Origin of the sequence: Caproicibacter sp. BJN0012 (genome assembly GCF_035986805.1) — a bacterium.
Lineage (GTDB): Bacteria > Bacillota > Clostridia > Oscillospirales > Acutalibacteraceae > Caproicibacter.
Window position 1 is genome coordinate 2,501,544 of sequence record NZ_CP142518.1, and the last position, 22,742, is coordinate 2,524,285.

The window sequence follows — 22,742 nt, forward strand, 5'->3', positions numbered from 1 at the left end:
AAATACCTCCAGTCGATAATTTAAGAAAACGTTTTCTGCTTTCTGTTTTTTATTATAGAAAACCTTTTCTATGTTGTCAATATCATATATTTGAATTTTTGTACGAAAATATTGTCTAAAACACACAAACAAGGCCTCCCCAAATAGGAGAGGCCTTGTTTGTGTGTTTTCCAATGTCAGAACAGTTTTAGATTCCGGACGGACTGGCGTTCTACAATCGAAGCGTCCATAGTGATATTTTTATCTTCTTCGCCGTTTACAATATAATCCACGGCCATTTTCCCCATTTCATAGTGAGGGATCCGCAGGGTGGTAAGCGGAGGATGCATATATTTCGCCTCCGAGATATCCCCAATGCTGATGATGGAAAGATCTCTCGGAGTTTTCAGCTCCAATTTTCGAATGGCGCTCATCGCTCCCACCGCGATATTATCATTGGCACAGCAGATGGCTGTGCAGTCATTCACACGCTGCAACAGCCGCTGGCATGCGTTAAAGCCGCCCGTCTGCGAAAAATCGCTTGTGACCGTATATTCGTTGGGGCAGTCGAGACCGGCGTTCCGCATGGCGCTCTGATATCCGCGGAGGCGCTCCATGGACGTAAACACTTTCTGCGGCCCGCCGATAAAACCGATCTTTCTGTGGCCGCGCTCTATCAGATATTGAGTAATGGACCGGCCGGCCTCAAAATCGTCGATCATCACATAAGGCATACTGACTCCCTGCGGCGCCAGGGTGATGATGCGCAGCCCGTATTTTTTATGCCGTTCCATCTGCTGGAGAAGCGTTCGCTTATAATCTTCCTGATCGAGGCCGCCGCCGGTCAGAATAATCCCCTTGACTCTGTGCTGCCATAAAAGATCGTGATACGTCAGTTCGTCGCGGGGATTGCGCCCCGTATTGCAGACAAAAGAGAGGCAGCCAAGCTCACTTGCGCGATTCGTAACTCCTTTTGCGATTTCGCCGAAATAGGAGTCGGAGATATCCCTCACAATCAGCCCTATAATATCGCTGGCATTCTTGCGAACTCCCTGGGCAGCCTTGTTGGGACTGTATTGTAAAGCTTCGATCGCTTTCAGGACCTTTTCCCGCGTATCCGAGGCGACCGGGTACGCAACATTGTTGATGATTCGGGAGACCGTAGTTACGGACACTCCCGCCTGCCGCGCCACATCTACAATTGTAATGCCACGGTTCATGGCTATTCTCCCAAATATGTATTTTTTGTCTCAAAGGATATTTTTATCTGTCCGCATTATTAATTATATTAGAAAAAAATGAAATTACAATAACTTTTCGAAAGATTCTTGGCGCCAAATTGAAATAGCGACAAACAATCGCCGGCCAAGTTTGAAGTGATAACCTGTATCGTCTCCCGTTCCGACTGCGCGAACACGATGTAGATATTAAGCATCGGAAGGTATTGCCGCAGATGAGGTAATCCGTGTTGAATTTGATGATAGAGAGCCTGATCATATCCGGAAATTCCTATACCCCGACATCTTCCCGCAGCGGATTGGGAACAGACATGGTATAAGGCATATACAAAATTCGCATATAATCCGAGAGGTTAATTAAGCGCTAAACCGAATTCAGCTTAAAATCAGGACTCTGGAAAAAAACAATACATATGATATAATAACTTTAGAGAAAGCTCAAATTATGAATCAGGAGGCGAGCGTTATGCTTGGAGCTGGTCTGTTGAATATTGGAAGTCTTGTACTTGGGCTGATCGCATGGGTACTTCCCGCAGTGAATCTCGCTCAGGCCAAAAACTCTGATTGCAGGAACTGGGCCCTATCCGTGGTTAGCGTTAGTGCCTGCGCTGTTGCGCTGTGCATGCAGATCTTCTACAGTGAGCATCTAGTTAAAATACAAGACTGGTCAGCACTGATGGACACATCTCATTCAACGGCATGGATCTCCACGATGCTGCTCGTAGTTACCATCGTACTAAACACGATCACATTTGTCGTTTACCACAAGAATATCAATAACGGCAATGAACGCTAGGTTTGTTTATAGAAGTCTCGTCTATGAAAAATAATAAGAGGAATAAGCATATAATATGGGCTTTCCGGCTTGCCGCTCTCGCCGCTTGCTCCATATGGCTTTACCGGGGAAACACCTCAATTCAAACCACACAGGTCAGGATCAGCAGTGAAAGGATTCCGGTATCGTTTGATGGATTTGTCATCGTTCATGTATCCGACCTGCATAACGCTGAATTTGGGAACAATCAAGACGGGTTACTTGAAGCGGTAAAAGATGCTGCTCCTAATTTGATTGCCATTACTGGGGACCTGATCGATTCAAGGCATACCAACATTACAAAAGCGATGGAATTCATCAATGGCGCCGTCACGATCGCCCCGGTATATTATGTCACCGGAAATCATGAGTCAAGAATCAGCGAATATCCCCAGATAGAAAAGCAGATGGCAGAAGCCGGTGTTATCATACTGAGAAATCAAGGCACTGCTCTGAAACGCAAAGGAAATGGCATCCGTCTTCTGGGGCTGGATGATCCGGACTTTATAAGAAGGGGCAATCCGGCCAACCCATTAAGCACGGCTGACGCTATGCTAAAAAACTTGTTGAACAACAACAGCAGTTATACGGTTTTGCTGTCCCATAGACCGGAGTTGTTCGACATATACTCAGCCAATGACATTGATTTGGTGTTGAGCGGTCACGCCCATGGCGGACAGGTTCGGGTCCCTTTTATCGGAGGGCTTGTGGCACCAAATCAGGGGGTATTTCCCAAATATTATGAGGGTGTTTACGAAAAAGGCCGGACAAAAATGGTCGTCAGCCGTGGATTAGGCAACAGTATTGCTCCTGTACGCATCAATAATCGGCCGGAGCTAGTTGTTATTACCCTCTCGTCATAATCGATATACTCCTATTTGTGAACAAATCGGATTCATTAGCTGCTGATCGTGATAGAAGAAGTGATTTTTCCGCTGTCTGGCTGGAGATGTCCGCTGACAGTTGCAGGGGAAAACACACTGACGCTCAATGAGAGGATTTGGTATTTTCCTCTTTATTGGTTTGATTATAATCATGCAAATGCGACTCGCATTATTAGAACGGGAAGTGTCAGGCAACAGGAATTTGTAAGAGAGGAAAATTAAAATATGTGTACTGATTTTGTAAACTTAACAACAGAAAACCTTGTTAATGAGCATTTATGCTGTATTATACGCAGTAAAAAGCTCCATCCGGGTGTTGAAGCGAAGCGGGAGTGGCTTTCTGGCCGACTAGATGAAGGTCATGTTTTTAGAAAGTTAAATGCAAAAGCTACGGTTTTCATTGAATATGCTCCCCTTGAAACCGCTTGGGTTCCCATAATCGGTGACAACTATTATTATGTGTATTGCTTATGGGTTTCTGGTAGTCACAAAGGCAAGGGGTATGGGAAATCGCTGATGGAGTATTGTTTGGCTGATGCCAAAAAAAAGAGGAAATCCGGCATTTGCATGCTCGGGGCAAAGAAACAAAAATCCTGGCTTTCAGACCAATCATTTGCGAAGAAGTTCGGCTTTGAGGTTGTCGATAGCACCAATAATGGTTATGAATTGCTTGCACTTTCTTTTGACGGAACAATGCCAAAGTTCGCACAAAATGTTAAAAACGAAGAAATTGAAAGCAAAGAGCTAACAATTTATTATGATATGCAGTGCCCCTATATCTATCAAAACATTGAGATGATAAAACAGTATTGTGAAATGAATAACGTTCCCGTATCTTTCATTCAAGTGGATACGCTACAAAAAGCAAAGGAATTGCCTTGTGTTTTCAATAACTGGGGTGTGTTTTATAAAGGGAATTTTGAGACGGTGAATTTGTTAGATATCGCCTATTTAAAGAGAATATTTAAAAAATGAAAATACAATTTTGGCTTTCACATTGATTATTAGGACTATCTATGATTTGCTACGTCTTCGGTGCGAAAAGGTGAAAGAAAAACATAATAACCGGATGACCAGCCGCGCCGGAATCCAGGCGGCAAACCATTCCTCTTCCCGATGCCGCCGAGAGGAGGATTTCGTCTTTCCGGACGCGATTCATCAAAATGAGTTATAAGAATATGTTGCAAAAATGCGGGATAAGAGATATACTTAATAAAGTGGATTAATAAAAACAGTTAAGGAGCATTCAAATGGCGCAGCGACGTACAAACAGTGCCCGCCTGAAAAAAGTGAACGGCAACCGCATCTTCAAGCTGATTTATCAAGAGGGTGTCATTTCAAAACCCGAGATTGCCTATCAGCTTGGAATCAGCCTTCCCACCGTCATGCAGAACGTCAAATCTCTGCAGGACGAAGGCCTTGTCGAAGAAAGCGGGACGCTCGACTCCACCGGCGGGCGGAAAGCCGTGGCCCTGACCTGCGTGAAAAACGCCCGGCTGGCGCTCGGCGTGGATATTACGCTGAACCACATTGGCGTGGTGCTGGTGAATCTGGACGGAACCGTTCTGAAAAGCATCCGGGAAAAGATTCCTTACCAGAAAACGATTGAATACGCAAAGACGCTCGGCGCGATTGTGGACCGCTTTGTCGAGCAGTCCCAGGCGGACCCGAGGACGATTCTGGGAATGGGCGTTTCCATCCCCGGAATCCTGTCGACCGACGGGCAGATCCTGCTCGATTCGCACGTTCTGCAGATACAAAATGTAAAATGTGCGAATTTTGTTGAATTCTGCCATTACCCCAGCATTTTCTGCAACGACGCGAACGCCGCCGGCACCGCCGAAATATGGAACAGAAAATCCATCGAAAGCTGCGTCTACCTTTCCCTGAGCAATTCGGTCGGCGGCGCCATCCTTCTGAACAACAAAATCTTTCAGGGTGACAACCAGCGCGGGGGCGAATTCGGGCATATTACCGTCGAGCGCGGCGGGCGGAAATGCTACTGCGGAAAAAGAGGCTGCCTGGACGCCTACTGCAACGCGTCGGTCCTGTCCGATTTGACCAGCGGAGACCTTGCGGGGTTTTTCAGGCTGCTGCGCGAGGGCAACGCCAAAGCCGCGTCGGCATGGGACAATTACCTTGACTATCTCGCGACCGCGGTCAACAACCTGCGCATGTCGTTCGATTGCAGCGTGATTCTCGGCGGCTACGTCGGGGCCTATATGGAGGATTACGTCCTGGATCTGCGAAAGCGTGCGGCCGACCTGAATACGTTCGAAGAGGACGGAAGCTACATCAAAGTTTGCTCTTACCGCACGGAGGCCTCGGCGGTCGGGGCGGCTCTGATGCATATTGCGGCGTTTATCGAACAGATCTGCTAGGTCTGCGGAAACTTCTTCCTGTGACTGAAAATACAGCGTTCCATCGGGAGACATCTGAAACACGAATTCAGGCGTCTCCCCTTTTGTGCGCCGAAACGCGGCGAAGCGCTGTTTATCCCAGCCGTTTCCGGCGGGGGCCGAAGAGCGAATCCGCTCGCGGCGATTTCTGCAACACAATATCTTATATAAATCACAAATTTTTGTATAAAACGTCTTGACAAACCGGTGAAATCAATGTTATTATCAAATTGATCTTTATTAAACTATTTTAATAAACCATTTAATTATCTTGGCTGTTTTCATCCACTTGAAAGGGGAGCACATGTCATGCAAGGTAAAATGAAAGTCGCAGTGATGAACGGAATCGGTAACATGGGGTTTGTCGAGAGGGATATCCCCCGTCTGGCAGACAACGAAGTCCTTGTCAAGCTGGAGTATGTGGGCATCTGCGGCTCGGACCTGCACTACTACGAAAACGGCCGTATCGGTGATTATATCGTAAAACCGCCGTTCGTGCTCGGCCATGAACCCGGCGGCACGGTGGTGGAAACCGGCAAAAACGTCAGGCACCTGAAGATCGGCGACAGAGTCGCGCTGGAGCCGGGCAAGACCTGCGGCCACTGCGAGTTTTGCAAGACGGGCCGGTACAATCTCTGTCCGGACGTCATCTTCTTTGCGACGCCGCCCGTCGACGGGGTTTTTCAGGAATATGTCGCGCACGAGGCGGGCCTCTGCTTTAAGCTGCCGGACAACGTAAGTACTATGGAAGGCGCGCTGATCGAGCCGATGGCGGTCGGATTCCACGCGGCGAACCAGGGCGGCGCGCACGCGGGGCAAACGGCCGTCGTAATCGGGGCGGGGTGCATCGGGCTGGTCACCATGATGGCTCTGAAAGCCGAAGGGGTTTCTAAAGTCTATGTGGTCGACATCATGCAGAAGCGGCTGGACAAAGCCCTTGAGCTCGGCGCCGACGGAGTGATAAACGGAATGGAACAAGACGCGGTCAAAGCCGTGCTGGATCTGACGGACGGGAACGGCTGCGATCTGGTCATTGAAACGGCGGGGGCGGAAAAGACGACGCAGCAGGCAGTACATATGACGAAAAAAGGCGCCACGATCGTCTGCGTGGGCTACAACGCAACCGGAATGGTCAATCTGCCGATGAGCCTGGCTCTCGACAAAGAGCTGACCATCAAAACAGTTTTCCGCTACAGGCATATCTACCCCATGGCAATCGAGGCGGTCGCGGCGGGGAAGGTCAATCTGAAGGGAGTCGTGACCAACATCTTCAATTTCGACGACATCCAGAACGCGATGGATTCCAGCGTACGCAACAAGGAAGACATTGTCAAAGCAGTTGTAAAGATTATTAAGTAGGAGGGGACGCAGTTGAACCTGCAGGAACTGACGGCGGAAATCCAGCACATCGGCATCCCGACGGACGACATCGGGAAGACCGTCGCCTTTTACACCGGACTCGGCTTTGAGACGGTGCTGCGCACGAAAAACGAAACGGCAAACGAGCCGGTTGCTTTTCTGCGCCTGAAAAACCTGACCATAGAAACCTATGAAACACGTACCGCGAAAAAACAGGCCGGGGCAATCGACCACATTGCCCTGAACGTCGCGGATATTGACAGAACGTTTCAGGCCGCAAAGGCGGAGGGTTACTCCCTGCTCGACAAAGAAGTACGGTTTCTCCCCTTCTGGGAACACGGCGTCAGGTTTTTCACCATAGAAGGCCCGAATGCGGAAAAAATCGAATTCAGCCAGATACTGTGAGGTGACGGGAATGTTCGACATAACGGCAGTGGGCGAGCTCCTGATCGATTTCACCCCCGCCGGCGTAAGCGACGCGGGCGATCCGCTCTTTGCCCAGAAGCCGGGCGGCGCCCCGGCCAACGTGCTTGCGGCCAACAGCAGACTGGGCGGACACAACGCCTTTATCGGCAAGGTCGGGAACGACGGGTTCGGGGACTTTCTGCGCGGCACGCTGGAAAAGCTGCGGATCGACGTCTCAGGGCTCTGCACGGACCCGGAAATCCCGACGACGCTGGCCTTCGTGCAGCTCGACCGGAACGGCGACCGTTCCTTCAGCTTTTACCGCAAGCCCGGCGCGGACCTGATGCTGCGAAGCTCGGAGATTAACGACAGTCTGATTTCCGGATGCCGCATCCTGCATTTCGGCTCCGTATCCATGACCGGCGAGCCTTCCAGGAGCGCGACCCTTTCCGCCGTCAGGGCCGCCAGAAAGCTCGGGCGCATCATCAGCTACGACCCGAATTACCGCCCGCCGCTGTGGGAAAACGCCGGGACGGCAAAAGAGCAGATGACCGCCGGTTTGGAACTGGCGGATATCATAAAGGTTTCCGAAGAGGAAATGGCCCTGCTGACCGGAGAAAGCAATCTAGAAAAAGGTTCGGCGGCACTCGCCCGCTTCGGCGCATCGCTTGTCTTCATTTCTCTGGGCGCCGGGGGTGCTTTTTACCGAAGCGGAGACCTGTGCGGGGCCCTGCCTGCTTACGGCGTAAAAACAATCGATACGAACGGAGCAGGAGACGCGTTTCTGGGCGCAGCGCTGTTTCGCCTGCGCGGCAAAACACTGGAGGAAATCCGCAGCCTGAAAGAAGCGGAACTGAAGGACATCCTTCTGTTTGCGAACGCGGCCGGCGCGCTCACAACAGTGAAAAACGGAGCGATTCCGGCCATGCCCTCTCTGGAAGAAATCAGGTCCTGCATGGAAACGGTCCCGTTCCTGCCCCGCGGCTGTGCCTCATCAATCTGCAGGTCTTATTAAATTTTTTATATTATTAGGAGGAGAAAAAAAATGAAAAGGTTCTTGTCGCTTTTTCTTTTGGCAGCCATTCTTGCATTCTCTGCAGCAGGCTGCGAAAGCAGTCAGACGACCTCAAGCAGCGCGGCGCCCGCTTCTTCGGCAGCGGCGTCATCCGCCTCGGGCAGCAAAAAACTGAAGATCGGCGTCACGGTGCAAAGTCTGAGCAACCAGGTCTGGTCGGTCGCATGCACGACGATGAAAAAGCTGGCGGATGCCGACGGAAACACCCTGAGCTACATGTCCTGCGATGATACTTCGTCGAAGCAGATCGAGCAGATCGAAAACTTCATCAGCGGCGGCTGTGACGTCATCATGGTCAACCCTTCCGACCCGAACGCCATTGAAGACGTCTGCAAACAGGCGCGCGATGCAGGCATTAAAGTCATGTGCTGGGACAACACGATGAAAAACACGGATATCAACTGGGTAATCGACAACCAGAAGCTCGGCTATATGATCGGCGAACAGGCGAGCACATTCATCAACAGCAAATTCAAAGACGGAAATGTTGAAGTCGCCGTCCTCGATTATCCGCAGACTGCAATCCTTCTCGAGAGGGAAAAGGGCATCCTGCAGGCGCTGAAAGAGAAATCCCCCAACGCCAAGGTCGTTGCGCAGCAGCCCGCCCTCAATGCGACCCAAGGCCTCGACGCAATGGAGACCATCCTGCAGGCTCATCCCAACGTGAAGGTCGTGTGCTGCATCGGCGGCGGCGGAGCCGTGGGCGCCAACGAGGCTTTGAAAGCGGCCAACAAGATCGCGGACGACGTTGGGATCTTCGCTGCGGATGCGACGGACCAAGAGCTTGCCTCCATGCTGAGCGGCGAAGCGAACAGAATGTCCGTTATCATAACCGGAACCCCGACGGTCATCGGCCAGAACTGCTATCAATTGCTGACAAAACTCGGCAGCGGCGGTAAATTTGACAATCAGAATGTCTACAGGGAAATTTTCCCGGTGACCGCCGAAAACGCAAGTCAGTATTATAAAAAGTAAACTCCCGGATTCCCAGATCAATCATAAAAACACAGAGCAGATGCTGTACTTACATGGATAGCCGCGTCCCTGAGCACGATGGCTATCAAGTCGCCGGTTTCCGGTTCGCGCTTAAACGAGAAAATGGAAATGCCCCACGGAATTCGTTGGATATTTCTCTTTCGTATTTCGTAGGCATTTCCTTTGTTAAAAAGGCAGACCCGGAGATCCTTCAACTCCAATTTTTTCGCGCTGGATGGTTCTGAATTGCCCGAATGCATCTTTGAAACTGCCCAAGCGCAGAAAGGATGACTGCTATGGAAGATCCTGAATATATTCTGCAACTCAAACATGTGAAAAAAACGTATCCCGGCGTGGTTGCCCTGGATGATGTTTCCATCGATGTGAAAAAGGGTGAAATTCATGCCCTCGTGGGAGAAAACGGCGCTGGAAAATCGACATTGATCAAAACCTGCAGCGGAGCCGTTATCCCGGACTCAGGGGAAATCATAGTCAACGGCAAGTCATTCCATTCCATGAACCCGCGCCTTGCTGCCGAAAACGGAATCGCAATTATCTACCAAGAGTTTAACCTTGTCGGGGATCTTTCTGTGGCGGAGAATATTTTTCTCGGCCGCGCAATCCGGAAGGGCATCGTCGTCGATAAAAAGGCGATGGAAAGGAAATCGGAGAAGGTATTTCAACAGCTTCATATCCATATCGACCCCAACGAACTTGTCAGGAACCTTACCGTCGGTTATCAGCAGATGGTCGAAATCGCGAAGGCCATCCAGCAGGATGTCAAAATCCTGATTATGGATGAGCCCTCCGCGCCTCTTGCCGCAGTTGAAGCGGAAAACCTGTTTAAAATTGTTGATACGCTGAAAAAGTCCGGCGTTTCCATTATCTATATATCGCACCGGCTTGATGAGATATTCAGATTATCCGACCGGATTACGGTTCTTCGGGACGGTCATTACATAAAGACTGTGAACACGAAAGAGGCCAACGTGGACGAGCTGATTTCAATGATGGTCGGCAGAACGCTGAGCGAAAAATTTCCGCCCAGAAAAGCCTGTGTGCGGGACGAGACGATCCTTGAAGTCAAAAATCTTTGCGGAAACGGCGACAAGGATATCTCTTTTTCCCTAAAGGAAGGAGAAATCCTCGGCCTCGGCGGATTGATCGGAGCCGGCCGCACGGAGCTTGTGCAAATGATATTCGGCGTTGTTCCGAAAACATCCGGGCAGATTATTTTCAAAGGCAGGGAAATCAGCCCCAAAAGTCCGCGCGATGCCATTGAGATGGGCATTGCACTCGTTCCGGAAGACCGGAAGCAGGAGGGTGTACTTCTGGGCATGTCGATCAATCAGAATATCAATATGCCGATTTATAAAAGGATCTCCCGGCTTTCCGTCATTAATAGAAAAACAGAGCACAGCGTTGCCGATACCTATGTGAAAGGACTCGGCATCAAAACCCCGAGCGTCGATCAGCTTTCTAAAAACCTGAGCGGCGGCAACCAGCAGAAAGTCGTTCTGGCGAAATGGCTGGCGGCAAATTCCGAGCTGATTATTTTTGACGAACCGACAAGGGGAATCGATATCGGCGCAAAGTACGAAATCTATAAACTGATGAACGATCTTGTGGAAAAAGGGAAAACAATTCTTCTTATTTCTTCTGAGATGGAAGAGCTTATAGGAATGTCGGATCGGATTCTGGTTCTTGCGGAAGGAAAGATCACCGGCGAGCTGGCCAAAGACTCCTTTAGCCAGGAGACGATCATGAACTATGCTTCCAATATTGAAAAGGAGAAATTGGCATGAATAAGGTTGTCAGTCTTATCAAGGAAAGGGCCATCTATGTTGCTTTTGTCGCTTTGTTCATCGTTTTTTCGTGCCTGAGCAGCGACTTTTTGACCTCGACCAACCTGCTTAACATCACCCGGCAGATTGCCGTGCTCGGCGTCGCCTCTGTCGGCATGACATATGTGATTCTGATTGGCGGCATTGATCTTTCGGCCGGCTCGATCATTACATTTGTGAACATTATCGCGGCGTATCTCATGGTCAATTCCGGCATGAACATGTGGCTTGCAATCCTGATTTCGCTGATTGCAAGCACCGGTATCGGTTTTCTGAACGGTTTTCTGGTGGCAAACCTCAACATTCCATCGCTGATTGTCACGTTCGCTTCCCAGACGATTTTTGAGGGTCTTGCCTATATCATCTCAAACGGCATGCCGATTTTCGGCTTTCCAAAGAGCTTTGCAACGATCGGGCAGGGATATCTCGGTTTCATCCCGGTGCCGGCCATCATCATGATCGTTGCTTTCCTCATTGGCGGCTTCCTTCTCAACAAGACCTATTTTGGCAGGTATTTCTACGCGCTTGGCGGTAATGAGATGGCATCGCGGATGGCCGGTATCCGGACCAAACGGGTGAAATATCTGATTTTCTCGCTGTCTGGGCTCTTTGCGGGCATCGCCGGAATTATCATGCTTTCGCGCACGAATTCAGGCCAGCCAACAGCCGGCAAAGGATATGAATTCCAGATCATCACCGCTGTCGCGCTGGGCGGCGTTAGCTTGGCAGGCGGTTCCGGAGAGCTTTCAAATGTTGTGGCCGGCGTGCTGATTATGGGCATTTTGAAGAACGGCATGGTTCTGCTGAATGTCAGCGAATATGTTCAGATGGTTGTCGTAGGGATCATCCTTCTGCTGGCCGTTGGGTTTGACTGCATCCAAAAGAGAAAGCTTGGCTACACGAACCACTGACGGCATGCGGCGGCCGTCTGACGGTATCGTACAGCAGGCCCCCTCGCAATCTCCCCGTGCAAAGGCCGGCGCCGAAACGGCGCCGGCCTTTGCTCTGCCCTGTTACTGAAGCCGTCACAGCTCCCGCCGTACTTTCCGAGCCATCATCCGTGAAAGCCCGCCAAACTCACGCTTTTGTTGGGCGGGATCGCCGTCATCATTTAATTCTTTTACGTAAAATATTCACCATGCATCTGTGGCTCATTCTATATCCCGGATTTTTACTGCCGGGACAATTCTTTCCCTGCCGTTTTTACATTCAGCATTCCGCATACCTTACGGAGTGTAAATCGGTAGAAGCCCCAAATCCCGGCGCTGATGCCTAATACAATACACAGGCAGACCACCAGACTGGAGATCTCGCTTTGTGTGATCTGATTGTCGTTGAGATACAAAATCATGACGTAGCAGATGCAGGTAAGCAGTGTTCCGATGAGGCCCGGCACACCAAACACTGCTGATATCTGCCCCCGAATAGAGCAGTACAGATAGTTTGGCGCCGCTCCCAGATGCCGCAGGTCATCGTATATCTGCCGATTGTTCAAGGCGATGGTCAGGCAGCGCGTATGGCTGATGACCAGAACGGCGGCAAAGCAGACAATGGAAATGAAAATAAACAGCATCAGGAAAACCGCGTAAGTTGCTATCAAGTCGTTTCGGTCAAGCACACGGAACTGTGGGGCATATTTCCAGTGCATTTTAAAAAGCGCCGAGCCCCGGTCCCGATAGCTGACCTTCACCAGCGAAGTCTCATCGCCCCAGTAGGTTTCTCCGGCCTCTTCCGCCGCGATCTTTTCAACCCGGTCGTAAGCATCCTCATACTCCTGTTCGGGGCTGAAATGGTCAACAATGGAATTGTAAAGCCCTTTTGCAAAATCATAAGTTTGCATCACGTCCTTCACATCGAAAAATACGATTGTTTCTCGCCAGGAACGCACCAATCCGTCCGTAATTGTCTTATAGTCAGCATCGTCCAGAACGTAATAGGTGATAAAGTTGGAATACGCCAGCATATCGTCGCGCAAATACTCCTGAAACGAAACACTCAGCGTTTTCCGGGTAGTCATGTTGGTCAGCAGAAGAGTGTCGGATGGCTTTGAATCACCATTGGCGGCTTCCTTCGACAAGACAACGGCCAATTTTCCCGGTTGAATCTGAACGCTCTGCCCCGTCATTTTATTGAAATTACTTTCTGAAATGTAGTTGCCCTCTCCAAGTAGCTTTCGGTATTCATAATGGTATTTGCCGCTGTCGTCCGTGATCTGCTGATTGCCGTCGTGTGCCAGAACCGCTGTCTCGGCATCCTTCCAATCGGTGATCGTCACACTGTCTTTAGAGGCCATCGCTTCAATTTCGTCCTTCGTCAGCATATTCTGATCTTCACAGTATCGAAACGCATAGTCGACAGGCCGCTGATCAACGCGGTACGTCGATCCGGCAGACATGGTGGGGGTATAAAAAGCGGCGAAATACGCTCCGGCGATCAAAACCGTAAGGACCAGCATGCTGTTCACTGTCTGCCTGCCCTGAAACTTCATCATGCTGCGGGAAATGATATGCCGGTACCTGTTCTTGCCGCTCCGCCACCCGCGAATGACGGTATGCAGCAGCACCATATAGAGGCCGATGATCAACGGAAGATAGAAAATACTAAGCCATGCGGGAGGATAAGCCGAAAACAGCGCCTCGTAGAGACGCGGCACCAAGTACCCGCCAAGTCCGCCGGCAAATAGGAACCCGATGCCGAGCGGCCCGAACCAAGGTTTCACATCGCGGATGGGTTCGGATTTGCGCTGTTCATTAACCACGTCCATGATGTCGGTGCGGCGGACCAGCTTTGTTCCCATCAGAAACAGTGCCAGAATCGTGTACAGGGCAAACGCCGCGGTGAACAGGTACGCTTTCGGGTCAAAGGACAGCACCATTTCCTGGGTGTCCACAAGAAAAAGCCGAAAAAGCTGCCAGATACACCACGCAAGCGGAGCGCCTGAAATCGCCCCCGCCACGCAGGAGCCGACCGCCACAGCCGCAAGCTCCCGGAAAAGCAGGCCGCGGATCTGTTTGCGGGAAGCTCCCAGAGCCATAAGAATTCCGGCTTCCCGTGATTTATACCGAAAGAAAAGGGACGATGCGTAAGCCGTGAAAACTCCGCAGCCAACGACGGCCAAGGCGAAAATCATCATGACCTGCTTGCGGGAATCCCCGCCCTCCGGCAGAATCGTGAGGACGGTGGGAGAACGCATCATGCAAACGTAAGCCGTAATGAGCAGCACCGAAACGAAAATACATAAAACCAGCAGCGTATACTGCCTGCGATTTCGGCGGCGGAGCGCAGCGCTGACTTCCCGAAGGTTTCTCATGCCACTTCACCACTCATTTCCTTAATGGCGGCAAGCAGCGCGTCCTGAAAAGCGCCGCGTTCCATCCCCCGTTTTTCCAACATGCTGTGAACAGCGCCGTCCTTCAGCATGATCACCCGGTCGCAGAAGGATGCGGCAAAGCTGTCGTGCGTTACCATGAAAATTGTGGCGGACAGTTTGTTCCGCGCTTCCTCAAAGGAGGAAATCACCGCCCTGCTGGACTTGGAATCCAGGTTTCCTGTAGGCTCATCCGCCAGAATCATCAGGGGTTCGTTCATAAGCGCCCGGGCCACAGCGGTCCGCTGTTTTTCACCGCCGGAGATCTCGGCGGGATATTTGTTTTTTATCGCGCCGATGCCGAAGAGCTCGCAGAGTTCGCCCCCGCGCCGTTCCATCGCCCGGCTGGTATCTCCGCCGATGATCTTGGGCAGCAGGATATTGTCCAGAACGCTCAATCCGTCCAGCAGCATAAAATCCTGAAAGACAAAACCGAGCTTTTGATTTCGCACTTTCGCAAGGGAATTCTCGTCCATATTTTTCAGTTCCTGTCCGCCCAGCGAAATCTGCCCGCCTTCAAAGGGGATGTAGCAGGAAATACAGTTGAGCAGCGTCGTTTTTCCGGAGCCGGAAGGCCCCATGACGGCGACAAATTCTCCCTGCGCCACGGACAGGCTGACGCCTTTGAGAACCTCATAGGTCATCCTTCCGACCTTGTAGGATTTGCGCAGGCCTTTTACTTGCAGCATAATAAAAACCACCTTTCCATGGTTGAATCTTACCTCAGAAAAGTGGTTTCCGGTTTTGGACCTGTGATAAATGGTTCGTATTTTGTAAAGTCCCGCATTCGTCTGCTGAACTTGTAAAGTTTGGCCGCTGTGGTGTAAAGTTTTGCAGCTGTCTGTTTGACCATTTGTTTTTTTCATGCTGATTGTATGTTAAAATCGGTATGGGAGGCGACAGAATGCTTCGAATTGGAATTTGTGACGACGAGAGCGGTGCGCGGGATGCGCTCCGCTTTTCAATAGAACATCTGCTTCGGGAAGAAGAAGGGAAAGTCTTTTATGATTTTTCATCTGGCGAGGGTGTCATACAATGGCTTACGAAACACTCCGGCGAGCTGGATACCCTTTTTCTGGACGTGGAGCTGGGCGGAATATCCGGTATGGAAACGGCAAAGCAGATCAGGGAGCACGATACAAATCTTATGCTCGTATTCGTCACCGGATACTCCGACTTTGTATTTGACGGGTATGCTGTCGGCGCTATGGACTACCTGGTAAAACCCGTGAAGGAAGACAAGCTCCGACTGGTGCTTGATCGCGCGCAGAAGCTGATGGAAAGCCGCAGGCCGCAGACGTTCACCGTGCAAAACGCGGAGGGCCTGTACCGCATTGCTAAAAAAGACATTCTCTACCTGTGCAGCGAAAGGCGTCTGGTCAAGGTTTTAACCGAGGCGAGGGAGTATGCCTATTATGGCAAGCTGGATGACGCTCAGGCTACGCTTGGCTCAGGTTTCATCCGCATTCACCAGAGATATCTGGTCCGTGCCGGAGCGGTATCGGAAATTGAAAAAAGCGGCGTCAGAATCGGCGATGCCCGGTTGCCGGTCAGCCGGGCATTCCGTCAAAGCGCGATGGCGGCGTTGGCAAAGGACATGATCGAAGGGGAAAGCCGAATATGAGATACTGGTTTAACAGCCCCGTTATGATGACGGCGGGCTTTTTCAGCAGGTTCGTCACGGCGTCTCTGATTATGCGGATCGCGATACTGTTTCTGCCTATCCGAAAGAAACGATGGGCGGAGCCAATCCTATATCTTGGCTGTCTGTTCTTTACCAGCATGGCTGTCTTTGTCGGAGATCCGGTCAACTTGCCCGGCGCGTTCCTGGGCTTCGGATGCGTCGTTTTTCTTTGCTGCGAGGGGAGCTGGCTGCAACGCCTCTCCATAGCACTGATTCTGTCCAGCATTGGGTTTTCTCTCAACGCACTCGTGGACAGCATGTTTCTATTGTACAGCATCGATCTTCTCAAATGTTTTCTTTGGCTGACAGTTTATCTGGCGCTCAGACGCTTTGCACCAAAGCAGGAATACAACCTATCGACTCAATTATGGGCGCTTATAGATGTGCTGGCGCTGACGCCTCTGGCCGCCACATTTATCACCGTTCTTCTGGGAAATGAAGAGGGCGGAAGCGGAGAGCCGCGCGTTTACCTTCTGCTTCCGGTGGTCACGCTGACCTCCATCGGCCTCTTGTGGGCCGTCGTGGTGCTAGCCCGGCAGCAAAAGCTGGAGCAGGAAAAGAATTTTTATGAGATGAACCGTATGTACTATCGGAATCTGGAGCAGGAGCAGCTCCAAGTTCGGCGGCTCAGGCATGACTTGGCGAACCACCTTCAAACCATGTCGGCACTGCCGGAACCGGAACTGAGGGACTACCTGAACGGGCTGATCCATTCTCCGGTGATGGAGCACACGCGAAAATTTTGTGAAAACCAGATTATCAACATTGTTTTGGCGTCCAAAGCCGCCATCATGGAGCAGCATCAAATCCGTTCAGAAGTGGAAGTGTCCGTGCCACAGGGAATCCAAATTCAGGACCCGGACCTGTGCGCGGTATTTGCGAACAGCCTTGACAACGCGATTGAGGCCTGTGATAAGCTGCCAGAAAGGCAAAGGCATATCTCAATAAAAGCGAGAACGGACAAAGGGCTGTTTGTTTTAAAGGTGCAAAATCCTTCCACTGAAAAGCCAGTTCTCGAAGCTGGCATTCCAATCACGACAAAGAAGGACCGACATTCCCATGGCTTCGGCCTTTCCAGCATCCGGGAGATCGCCATGCGGCACGGTGGGTCTATGGAAATAACAGAAGAGGAAGGCATGTTTACGCTTCTTGTATATTTCCCGTTCTAATTCGAAAGGAAGGCCTTACAAAAGTTGTAACTACAGTCTGCCATCAGGCAAATCCTTATAATTGGTGTTAAATTCAGTTCTCAATATGATCTGCAAGTCCCGTTCCGTTACATATTTCTTGATTTAAAAGCTGCGGGCACAAGGTGCAGGATGTTTAGATAGTTGTTCGTGAAGAGTTCGGTCGCCCACAAAATTCACGGACAGGGACGGATTTTTCACGTAGGTGCCACAGAAGTAACCTGTCAACAAAATAAGGAGTGATCGCAACGGCGGAATTGATCTATTCGCGACAGAGATTCCTGCATCACTGATCTGGTTCTCACCGGCCGGATAAGCCCGACTAAGCTATGCATTATAGGTATTTATCGAATTTGAATTAAATAATATTGATTTTTTTATCAACCGGCGTATAATTAATTCAAACAACTGAATAATTTAAAATGTCTTCAGGGCAGGGTGAAATTCCCGATCGGCGGTATAGTCCGCGAGCGCGTAAGCGCAGGACTTGACATTATGTTCAAGTCAGGATTTGGTGAAACTCCAAAACCGACAGTAAAGTCTGGATAGAAGAAGATGTGTTGAAATTGTGTTTGATGCCGAAGTAGTGTTCGACAACACTTTGCTATACCATCAAAGCCGAATTTATCGCGCTGGATGGTTTTGTAGGCATTCCAATACACCTAAATTTTAACACCTGAAAGACATTTCCAATGTTTTCAGGTGTTAATTTTTTATTTTAGGGGTGTTGCGATTGTCTGACGAAACTTACATGAAACTGGCGCTGGAATACGCACAAAAAGGCTGCGGCTGGGTTAACCCAAATCCGATGGTCGGAGCAGTTGTTGTAAAAGATGGCCGTGTGATCGGCACGGGATATCATCAGCGGTACGGAGAATTGCACGCGGAACGGAACGCGCTGGCCTCCTGCACGGAACCGCCGCGGAACGCGACGCTGTATGTGACCTTGGAACCGTGCTGCCATTACGGGAAAACACCGCCGTGTACGGAGGCAATTCTGGAAAGCGGCATCCGCCGCGTCGTGGTCGGTTCGGTCGATCCGAATCCGCTGGTTGCCGGAAAAGGAATCCAGATTTTACGCCGGCACGGGATCGAAGTCTCCGAAGGCGTGTTATGTGAAGCCTGCACCGGGCTGAACGAGGTGTTCTTCCACTTTATCCAGACTAAAACGCCTTACGTTGTGATGAAGTACGCCATGACGATGGACGGGAAAATTACCACACGGTCCGGCCGATCAAAGTGGATCACGGGCGAAACCGCCCGCAGGTGCGTACAGGAAGACCGGCATCGGTATACCGGCATCATGGCGGGTGTCGGCACGATCCTCGCGGATGACCCGCTTTTGACCTGCCGCCTGCCGGGCGGCAGGAATCCTGCTCGCATTATCTGCGATTCCCGGCTGCGGACACCGCTGAACGCGCGGGTTGTGCGGACGGCGGGAGAGGCTCCCACTATTCTTGCCACCTGCTCACGGGATGAGGCCCTTGCGCATTCCTACCGGGATGCCGGATGCGAAATCCTCACGCTTCCGTCGAAGGATGGGCATGTGGATCTGCGTGAGCTCATGGCCGCGTTGGGGGAAAAGAAAATTGACAGCGTTTTGCTGGAGGGCGGCGGCGCGCTGAACTGGTCGGCACTGCAAAGCGGCATCGTCAACAAGGTACAGGCATACGTCGCTCCGAAGCTGTTCGGCGGCGCCGATGCGAAATCTCCGGTAGGAGGAATCGGCGTGGAAGACCCGAAGAAGGCGTTCCGGCTTGCCTCGCCGCAGGTGACGCAGCTGGGAGAAGATATTCTGCTGGAAAGCGAGGTGCTCCCATGTTCACAGGAATCATAGAGGAAACGGGAATCATCCGTTCCATCAAAAGAGGCGGGCGCTCCGCCGTCCTGACCATCGGCGCGTCGGCGGTTCTGGAGGGTTTGAGGCTGGGCGACAGCGTCGCGGTCAGCGGCGTGTGCCTGACGGTCGTTTCCCTGTCGGAAGATTCCTTTTCCACCGACGTGATGCACGAAACCGCCGCGCGCTCCAACCTTTTGAATAGGAACGTCGGCGGCACGGTCAACCTCGAACGCGCCATGCCGCTGAACGGACGGTTCGGCGGGCATATCGTCACGGGGCACATCGACGGAGCCGGGGGCATCAGTAAGGTGCGGAAAGATGAAAACGCAATCTGGTTCACCATCCGGACTTCCCCCGGCATTCTGCGGTATGTGATCGACAAAGGGTCCATTGCCATCGACGGCATCAGCCTGACCGTCGCGGGCGTAACAGAGAATGATTTCAGCGTATCCGTGATTCCGCACACGGCCCAAAATACCACGCTTGGGGAAAAGCGCGTCGGGGACACGGTGAATCTGGAAAACGACTGCATCGGAAAGTATGTGGAAAAGCTGCTCCGCACACCGGGAGGACAGAGCGGCATCTCAAAGGAATTCCTTGCCCGGTATGGATTTTAGGAGGGATCGGCATGTTTGCGTTCAGTACGATAGAAAAGGCGCTTGACGATTTGCGCCAGGGAAAAATCATCTTAGTAACGGATGATGAAAATCGGGAAAACGAAGGGGATCTGATCTGCGCCTCTGAATTCGCCACGACGGAAAACGTCAATTTTATGGCGGTGCACGGCAAAGGGCTGATTTGTATGCCCATGAGCATTGCGCTCTGTCAAAAGCTCCGGTTTCCGCAGATGGTTTCCGACAATACCGACAATCATGAAACGGCGTTTACGGTTTCCGTCGACCATGTAAGCACCACAACGGGCATTTCCGCCGAAGAACGGGGCATCACGGCCCGCGCCTGTGTAAGCGGCAGCGCAAAGCCCGAGGATTTCCGCCGCCCCGGCCATATGTTTCCGCTGATGGCGAAACCGAACGGGACTCTGGAACGGAGCGGGCATACGGAGGCTACCGTGGACCTGCTGAGGCTTGCGGGCCTTACGGAGTGCGGCCTGTGCTGTGAGGTCATGAGCGCAGACGGACGAATGATGCGGACACCCGGACTGATTCAGCTCGCCGGTCAATGGGGGCTGGCCTTTATCACCATCAAGGACTTGCAGGACTACCGGAAAAAGCACGATAAGCTGGTCGAGCGTATCGCCGTTGCCAAGATGCCCACCCGGTACGGAAATTTCACCGCATATGGATATGTCAACAAACTCAACGGGGAGCATCACGTCGCGCTGGTCAAGGGAGAAATCGGAGATGGGGGGAACCTGTTGTGCCGCGTCCATTCCGAATGCCTGACCGGCGATGCGTTCGGCTCCCTCCGCTGCGACTGCGGACAGCAGTTCGCGTCCGCCATGACGCAGATCGAACGGGAGGGACGCGGTATTCTGCTCTACATGCGGCAGGAAGGCCGGGGCATCGGGCTGATCAATAAGCTCCGGGCCTATGAATTGCAGGATCAGGGCATGGACACGCTGGAAGCGAACAAGGCGCTTGGCTTTGCGGGCGATTTGCGGGAATATTTCATCGGCGCACAGATTCTCCGGGATTTGGGAGCCAAAACGCTGCGGCTTTTGACCAATAATCCCGACAAGGTGTATCAGCTTGCCGATTACGGCATGGAGATTGTAGAGCGGGTCCCAATCCAAATGGACGCCACCCCCTACGACCTGTTTTATCTAAAAACAAAGCAGTCCAAGATGGGACATATTCTCAATTATTGAAGGAGTTTTTACAATGAATATTTTCGAAGGAAAACTGGTGTCCAAAGAGATCCGGATCGGCATTGTAGCCGCCCGCTTCAATGAATTTATCACCTCGAAATTACTGTCCGGCGCATTGGATGGCCTGAAGCGCCACGACGTATCGGAGGACAGCATCGATGTTGCATGGGTCCCCGGCGCGTTTGAAATTCCGCTGATCGCGTCAAAAATGGCGAAAAGCGGAAAATATGACGCGGTGATCTGCCTCGGCGCTGTGATCCGCGGAAGCACAAGCCATTACGACTATGTTTGTAACGAGGTATCCAAAGGCATTGCACAGACGGCGCTTGCCAGCGGAGTTCCGGTGATGTTCGGCGTACTTACGACGGAAAATATTGAGCAAGCCATCGAGCGCGCCGGGACCAAGGCAGGCAACAAGGGCTTTGACTGTGCGGAAGGCGCGATTGAGATGGTCAATCTGATCCATACGATAGAAAAATAGCCTTATTCCGTACTAATGTTGCCAACTGCTTAAATAAGAAAAAGATAAGCCCGCCAAATAAAAAAGCAAGGGTTCGGCGGGACATTCCTTATGTCTCATTTGATACGAATCCTCCAAGCTCGCGGGTTTGGGGGATTTTTTATGCCAATAATACCACTAGAGGAAATAGCCTCAAGAATTATGTCAAATTATGAACCGGATAAACGATTGCGGTCCGATATAAAAATCTTAGTTTAACAACGAAATTTTTGTCGGAATTTTCTCGAAGCAATACAGTAATTATTTAATTGTGATATTATGTTCTCAAGAGTAATTATTATTGTTGGGAATGATAATAGTGTTAGAAATTGCCTTATGTGATGATGATAAAGCGGAACTTGAAACCATAAGAGCTATGATTGAGAACCATTGTAAAAAAATCCATCTGCAGGTGATAATTTCTAAATTCGAAAATGGTTGCGATTTGCTAAAAAGTCCTAAAAAGTTTCACGCTATTTTTCTTGACATACAGATGGAACAGCTTGATGGTATTCAAACGGCCGTCGAGATCAGAAAAAAAGACAAGCATACGAAAATTATCTACGTGACCAACTTTTCAAATTATCAAACAGACGCTTTCACCGTAAGAGCATTTGGCTACATCGTGAAGCCGGTATCATGCAAACAAATCTGTGACCAGATCGACGATATTATAGCTTACTCATACCAGGAATCTCAAAGGGTAACCTATACCTTTAATACAAATGCCGGGATTAAAACAATAGATACAAAAGACATTTATTATTTCGAATCATACAACCATAAAACAAAAGTGCAGTGCAAAAACATTGCTTATATAATATCGGATAGTGTAATCAATATTTTCGATAAATTTAAACCCTATGGTTTTGCAATGCCGCATAAAAGTTTCGTAATCAATTTTTTACATGTTTCCAGTGTAAAAGGATATGACATTATTCTCACAAATGGAATGAAAATTCCTATTTCTCAGAAAAGGGCAGTTGAATTTAAATCGGAATTTCATTCATATTTAAAAAACAATTTTAATCTATTATTCAGAGGTTAAAACAATGTCTAATCCAATAATAGCATGGATATCTTATATTATCTCATGTACTTTCGAAGTATATGTTATATATGGCTTCATGGACGACATGTACCAAACTAAACTTCCTAAAATGAAGCGAATAATAAGCTATATCGTATTTGTGAGTCTATGGCTTTACATAAATAGTTTAAGCAATCCAATCTATAATATTTCCTATTTTGTAATCTGCGTTTTTGCAATATGGTTTTTTATTTATAAACAAAGAGAACTTAAAGAAGTCATACACATAATAATTTTAATCATTACTTTTGCCGGTTGCGATACCCTTATTTCTT

Annotated in this window: 20 protein-coding genes and 1 riboswitch; of the genes, 17 read left to right on the forward strand and 3 right to left on the reverse strand. The window is 50.3% G+C overall.

Annotated elements, in window-relative coordinates; genetic code table 11:
* Positions 1 to 176: 176 nt before the first annotated feature.
* The gene (locus tag VA597_RS12135) at positions 177 to 1,199 is read right to left on the reverse strand and encodes a LacI family DNA-binding transcriptional regulator (protein ID WP_128743140.1); all 1,023 of its coding nucleotides are present in this window, start codon (positions 1,197 to 1,199) and stop codon (positions 177 to 179) included.
* Between the two features lie 484 nt (positions 1,200 to 1,683).
* Here VA597_RS12135 and VA597_RS12140 point away from each other — a divergent pair, with 484 nt between their 5' ends.
* From VA597_RS12140 to VA597_RS12185, 10 genes are all read left to right on the forward strand, one after another.
* Positions 1,684 to 2,013, forward strand: a complete 330-nt coding sequence (locus VA597_RS12140) for a hypothetical protein (RefSeq protein WP_128744320.1) — start codon at positions 1,684 to 1,686, stop codon at positions 2,011 to 2,013.
* A gap of 23 nt (positions 2,014 to 2,036) precedes the next feature.
* Positions 2,037 to 2,894 (forward strand): metallophosphoesterase, encoded by an 858-nt coding sequence (locus VA597_RS12145; protein WP_128743141.1) that lies wholly within the window; start codon positions 2,037 to 2,039, stop codon positions 2,892 to 2,894.
* 246 nt (positions 2,895 to 3,140) lie between these two features.
* The gene (locus VA597_RS12150) at positions 3,141 to 3,890 is read left to right on the forward strand and encodes an N-acetyltransferase (RefSeq protein WP_128743142.1); all 750 of its coding nucleotides are present in this window, start codon (positions 3,141 to 3,143) and stop codon (positions 3,888 to 3,890) included.
* A 275-nt stretch (positions 3,891 to 4,165) separates the two neighbouring features.
* Complete coding sequence (locus tag VA597_RS12155; RefSeq protein WP_128743143.1) at positions 4,166 to 5,296, forward strand: ROK family transcriptional regulator; 1,131 nt, start codon at positions 4,166 to 4,168, stop codon at positions 5,294 to 5,296.
* Between the two features lie 327 nt (positions 5,297 to 5,623).
* Entirely contained in the window at positions 5,624 to 6,673 is a 1,050-nt protein-coding gene (locus VA597_RS12160; protein WP_326974643.1) for an NAD(P)-dependent alcohol dehydrogenase, read from the forward strand.
* 12 nt (positions 6,674 to 6,685) lie between these two features.
* The gene (locus VA597_RS12165) at positions 6,686 to 7,078 is read left to right on the forward strand and encodes a VOC family protein (RefSeq protein ID WP_128743145.1); all 393 of its coding nucleotides are present in this window, start codon (positions 6,686 to 6,688) and stop codon (positions 7,076 to 7,078) included.
* 10 nt (positions 7,079 to 7,088) lie between these two features.
* Positions 7,089 to 8,093 carry a carbohydrate kinase family protein gene (locus tag VA597_RS12170; protein ID WP_128743146.1) on the forward strand — a complete coding sequence of 335 codons (1,005 nt, stop codon included), beginning with the start codon at positions 7,089 to 7,091 and terminating at the stop codon, positions 8,091 to 8,093.
* Positions 8,094 to 8,123: 30 nt separating this feature from the next.
* Positions 8,124 to 9,128, forward strand: a complete 1,005-nt coding sequence (locus tag VA597_RS12175) for a sugar ABC transporter substrate-binding protein (protein ID WP_128743147.1) — start codon at positions 8,124 to 8,126, stop codon at positions 9,126 to 9,128.
* A gap of 296 nt (positions 9,129 to 9,424) precedes the next feature.
* Positions 9,425 to 10,933: a sugar ABC transporter ATP-binding protein gene (locus tag VA597_RS12180; RefSeq protein ID WP_128743148.1), complete on the forward strand. Its 1,509-nt coding sequence runs from the start codon at positions 9,425 to 9,427 to the stop codon at positions 10,931 to 10,933.
* On the forward strand, positions 10,930 to 11,883 hold the full coding sequence (locus VA597_RS12185) for an ABC transporter permease (RefSeq protein ID WP_128743149.1): 954 nt from the start codon (positions 10,930 to 10,932) through the stop codon (positions 11,881 to 11,883). The genes VA597_RS12180 and VA597_RS12185 overlap by 4 nt, the downstream gene beginning before the upstream one ends.
* Positions 11,884 to 12,143: 260 nt before the next feature.
* Here the strand turns inward: VA597_RS12185 and VA597_RS12190 are convergent, their stop codons facing one another.
* Together VA597_RS12190 and VA597_RS12195 are read right to left on the reverse strand one after the other, a co-directional pair.
* The gene (locus tag VA597_RS12190; RefSeq protein ID WP_128743150.1) at positions 12,144 to 14,282 is read right to left on the reverse strand and encodes an ABC transporter permease; all 2,139 of its coding nucleotides are present in this window, start codon (positions 14,280 to 14,282) and stop codon (positions 12,144 to 12,146) included.
* Positions 14,279 to 15,028 (reverse strand): ABC transporter ATP-binding protein, encoded by a 750-nt coding sequence (locus tag VA597_RS12195; RefSeq protein ID WP_128743151.1) that lies wholly within the window; start codon positions 15,026 to 15,028, stop codon positions 14,279 to 14,281. Before VA597_RS12195 ends, VA597_RS12190 begins: the two co-directional genes overlap by 4 nt.
* A 215-nt stretch (positions 15,029 to 15,243) precedes the next feature.
* Between VA597_RS12195 and VA597_RS12200 the strand changes: the two genes are divergently transcribed.
* The 7 genes from VA597_RS12200 (at position 15,244) to VA597_RS12230 (ending at position 22,425) form a co-directional block, all read left to right on the forward strand.
* Complete coding sequence (locus tag VA597_RS12200; protein WP_128743152.1) at positions 15,244 to 15,963, forward strand: LytR/AlgR family response regulator transcription factor; 720 nt, start codon at positions 15,244 to 15,246, stop codon at positions 15,961 to 15,963.
* Positions 15,960 to 17,192 carry a sensor histidine kinase gene (locus VA597_RS12205; RefSeq protein WP_128743153.1) on the forward strand — a complete coding sequence of 411 codons (1,233 nt, stop codon included), beginning with the start codon at positions 15,960 to 15,962 and terminating at the stop codon, positions 17,190 to 17,192. The genes VA597_RS12200 and VA597_RS12205 overlap by 4 nt, the downstream gene beginning before the upstream one ends.
* A gap of 438 nt (positions 17,193 to 17,630) precedes the next feature.
* Positions 17,631 to 17,771: riboswitch (FMN riboswitch) on the forward strand.
* A gap of 172 nt (positions 17,772 to 17,943) precedes the next feature.
* Complete coding sequence (gene ribD, locus VA597_RS12210; protein WP_326974644.1) at positions 17,944 to 19,047, forward strand: bifunctional diaminohydroxyphosphoribosylaminopyrimidine deaminase/5-amino-6-(5-phosphoribosylamino)uracil reductase RibD; 1,104 nt, start codon at positions 17,944 to 17,946, stop codon at positions 19,045 to 19,047.
* On the forward strand, positions 19,029 to 19,667 hold the full coding sequence (locus tag VA597_RS12215; RefSeq protein WP_128743155.1) for a riboflavin synthase: 639 nt from the start codon (positions 19,029 to 19,031) through the stop codon (positions 19,665 to 19,667). Before ribD ends, VA597_RS12215 begins: the two co-directional genes overlap by 19 nt.
* 11 nt (positions 19,668 to 19,678) lie before the next feature.
* A complete protein-coding gene (locus VA597_RS12220; RefSeq protein WP_128743156.1) occupies positions 19,679 to 20,878 on the forward strand; it encodes a bifunctional 3,4-dihydroxy-2-butanone-4-phosphate synthase/GTP cyclohydrolase II in 1,200 nt (399 codons plus the stop codon).
* Positions 20,879 to 20,891: 13 nt separating this feature from the next.
* Positions 20,892 to 21,359, forward strand: a complete 468-nt coding sequence (gene ribH, locus VA597_RS12225; RefSeq protein ID WP_128743157.1) for a 6,7-dimethyl-8-ribityllumazine synthase — start codon at positions 20,892 to 20,894, stop codon at positions 21,357 to 21,359.
* A gap of 337 nt (positions 21,360 to 21,696) precedes the next feature.
* On the forward strand, positions 21,697 to 22,425 hold the full coding sequence (locus tag VA597_RS12230) for a LytR/AlgR family response regulator transcription factor (protein ID WP_164919055.1): 729 nt from the start codon (positions 21,697 to 21,699) through the stop codon (positions 22,423 to 22,425).
* The last annotated feature ends 317 nt before the right edge of the window (positions 22,426 to 22,742 follow it).

Excerpts from the sequence above, each read along its gene's own strand:
- VA597_RS12135 (WP_128743140.1), bottom strand. The coding sequence starts at position 1,199 with ATGAACCGTGGCATTACAATTGTAGATGTGGCGCGGCAGGCGGGAGTG.
- VA597_RS12140 (WP_128744320.1), top strand. The coding sequence starts at position 1,684 with ATGCTTGGAGCTGGTCTGTTGAATATTGGAAGTCTTGTACTTGGGCTG.
- VA597_RS12145 (WP_128743141.1), top strand. The coding sequence starts at position 2,037 with ATGAAAAATAATAAGAGGAATAAGCATATAATATGGGCTTTCCGGCTT.
- VA597_RS12150 (WP_128743142.1), top strand. The coding sequence starts at position 3,141 with ATGTGTACTGATTTTGTAAACTTAACAACAGAAAACCTTGTTAATGAG.
- VA597_RS12155 (WP_128743143.1), top strand. The coding sequence starts at position 4,166 with ATGGCGCAGCGACGTACAAACAGTGCCCGCCTGAAAAAAGTGAACGGC.
- VA597_RS12160 (WP_326974643.1), top strand. The coding sequence starts at position 5,624 with ATGCAAGGTAAAATGAAAGTCGCAGTGATGAACGGAATCGGTAACATG.
- VA597_RS12170 (WP_128743146.1), top strand. The coding sequence starts at position 7,089 with ATGTTCGACATAACGGCAGTGGGCGAGCTCCTGATCGATTTCACCCCC.
- VA597_RS12175 (WP_128743147.1), top strand. The coding sequence starts at position 8,124 with ATGAAAAGGTTCTTGTCGCTTTTTCTTTTGGCAGCCATTCTTGCATTC.
- VA597_RS12180 (WP_128743148.1), top strand. The coding sequence starts at position 9,425 with ATGGAAGATCCTGAATATATTCTGCAACTCAAACATGTGAAAAAAACG.
- VA597_RS12185 (WP_128743149.1), top strand. The coding sequence starts at position 10,930 with ATGAATAAGGTTGTCAGTCTTATCAAGGAAAGGGCCATCTATGTTGCT.
- VA597_RS12190 (WP_128743150.1), bottom strand. The coding sequence starts at position 14,282 with ATGAGAAACCTTCGGGAAGTCAGCGCTGCGCTCCGCCGCCGAAATCGC.
- VA597_RS12195 (WP_128743151.1), bottom strand. The coding sequence starts at position 15,028 with ATGCTGCAAGTAAAAGGCCTGCGCAAATCCTACAAGGTCGGAAGGATG.
- VA597_RS12200 (WP_128743152.1), top strand. The coding sequence starts at position 15,244 with ATGCTTCGAATTGGAATTTGTGACGACGAGAGCGGTGCGCGGGATGCG.
- VA597_RS12205 (WP_128743153.1), top strand. The coding sequence starts at position 15,960 with ATGAGATACTGGTTTAACAGCCCCGTTATGATGACGGCGGGCTTTTTC.
- VA597_RS12215 (WP_128743155.1), top strand. The coding sequence starts at position 19,029 with ATGTTCACAGGAATCATAGAGGAAACGGGAATCATCCGTTCCATCAAA.
- VA597_RS12220 (WP_128743156.1), top strand. The coding sequence starts at position 19,679 with ATGTTTGCGTTCAGTACGATAGAAAAGGCGCTTGACGATTTGCGCCAG.
- ribH (WP_128743157.1), top strand. The coding sequence starts at position 20,892 with ATGAATATTTTCGAAGGAAAACTGGTGTCCAAAGAGATCCGGATCGGC.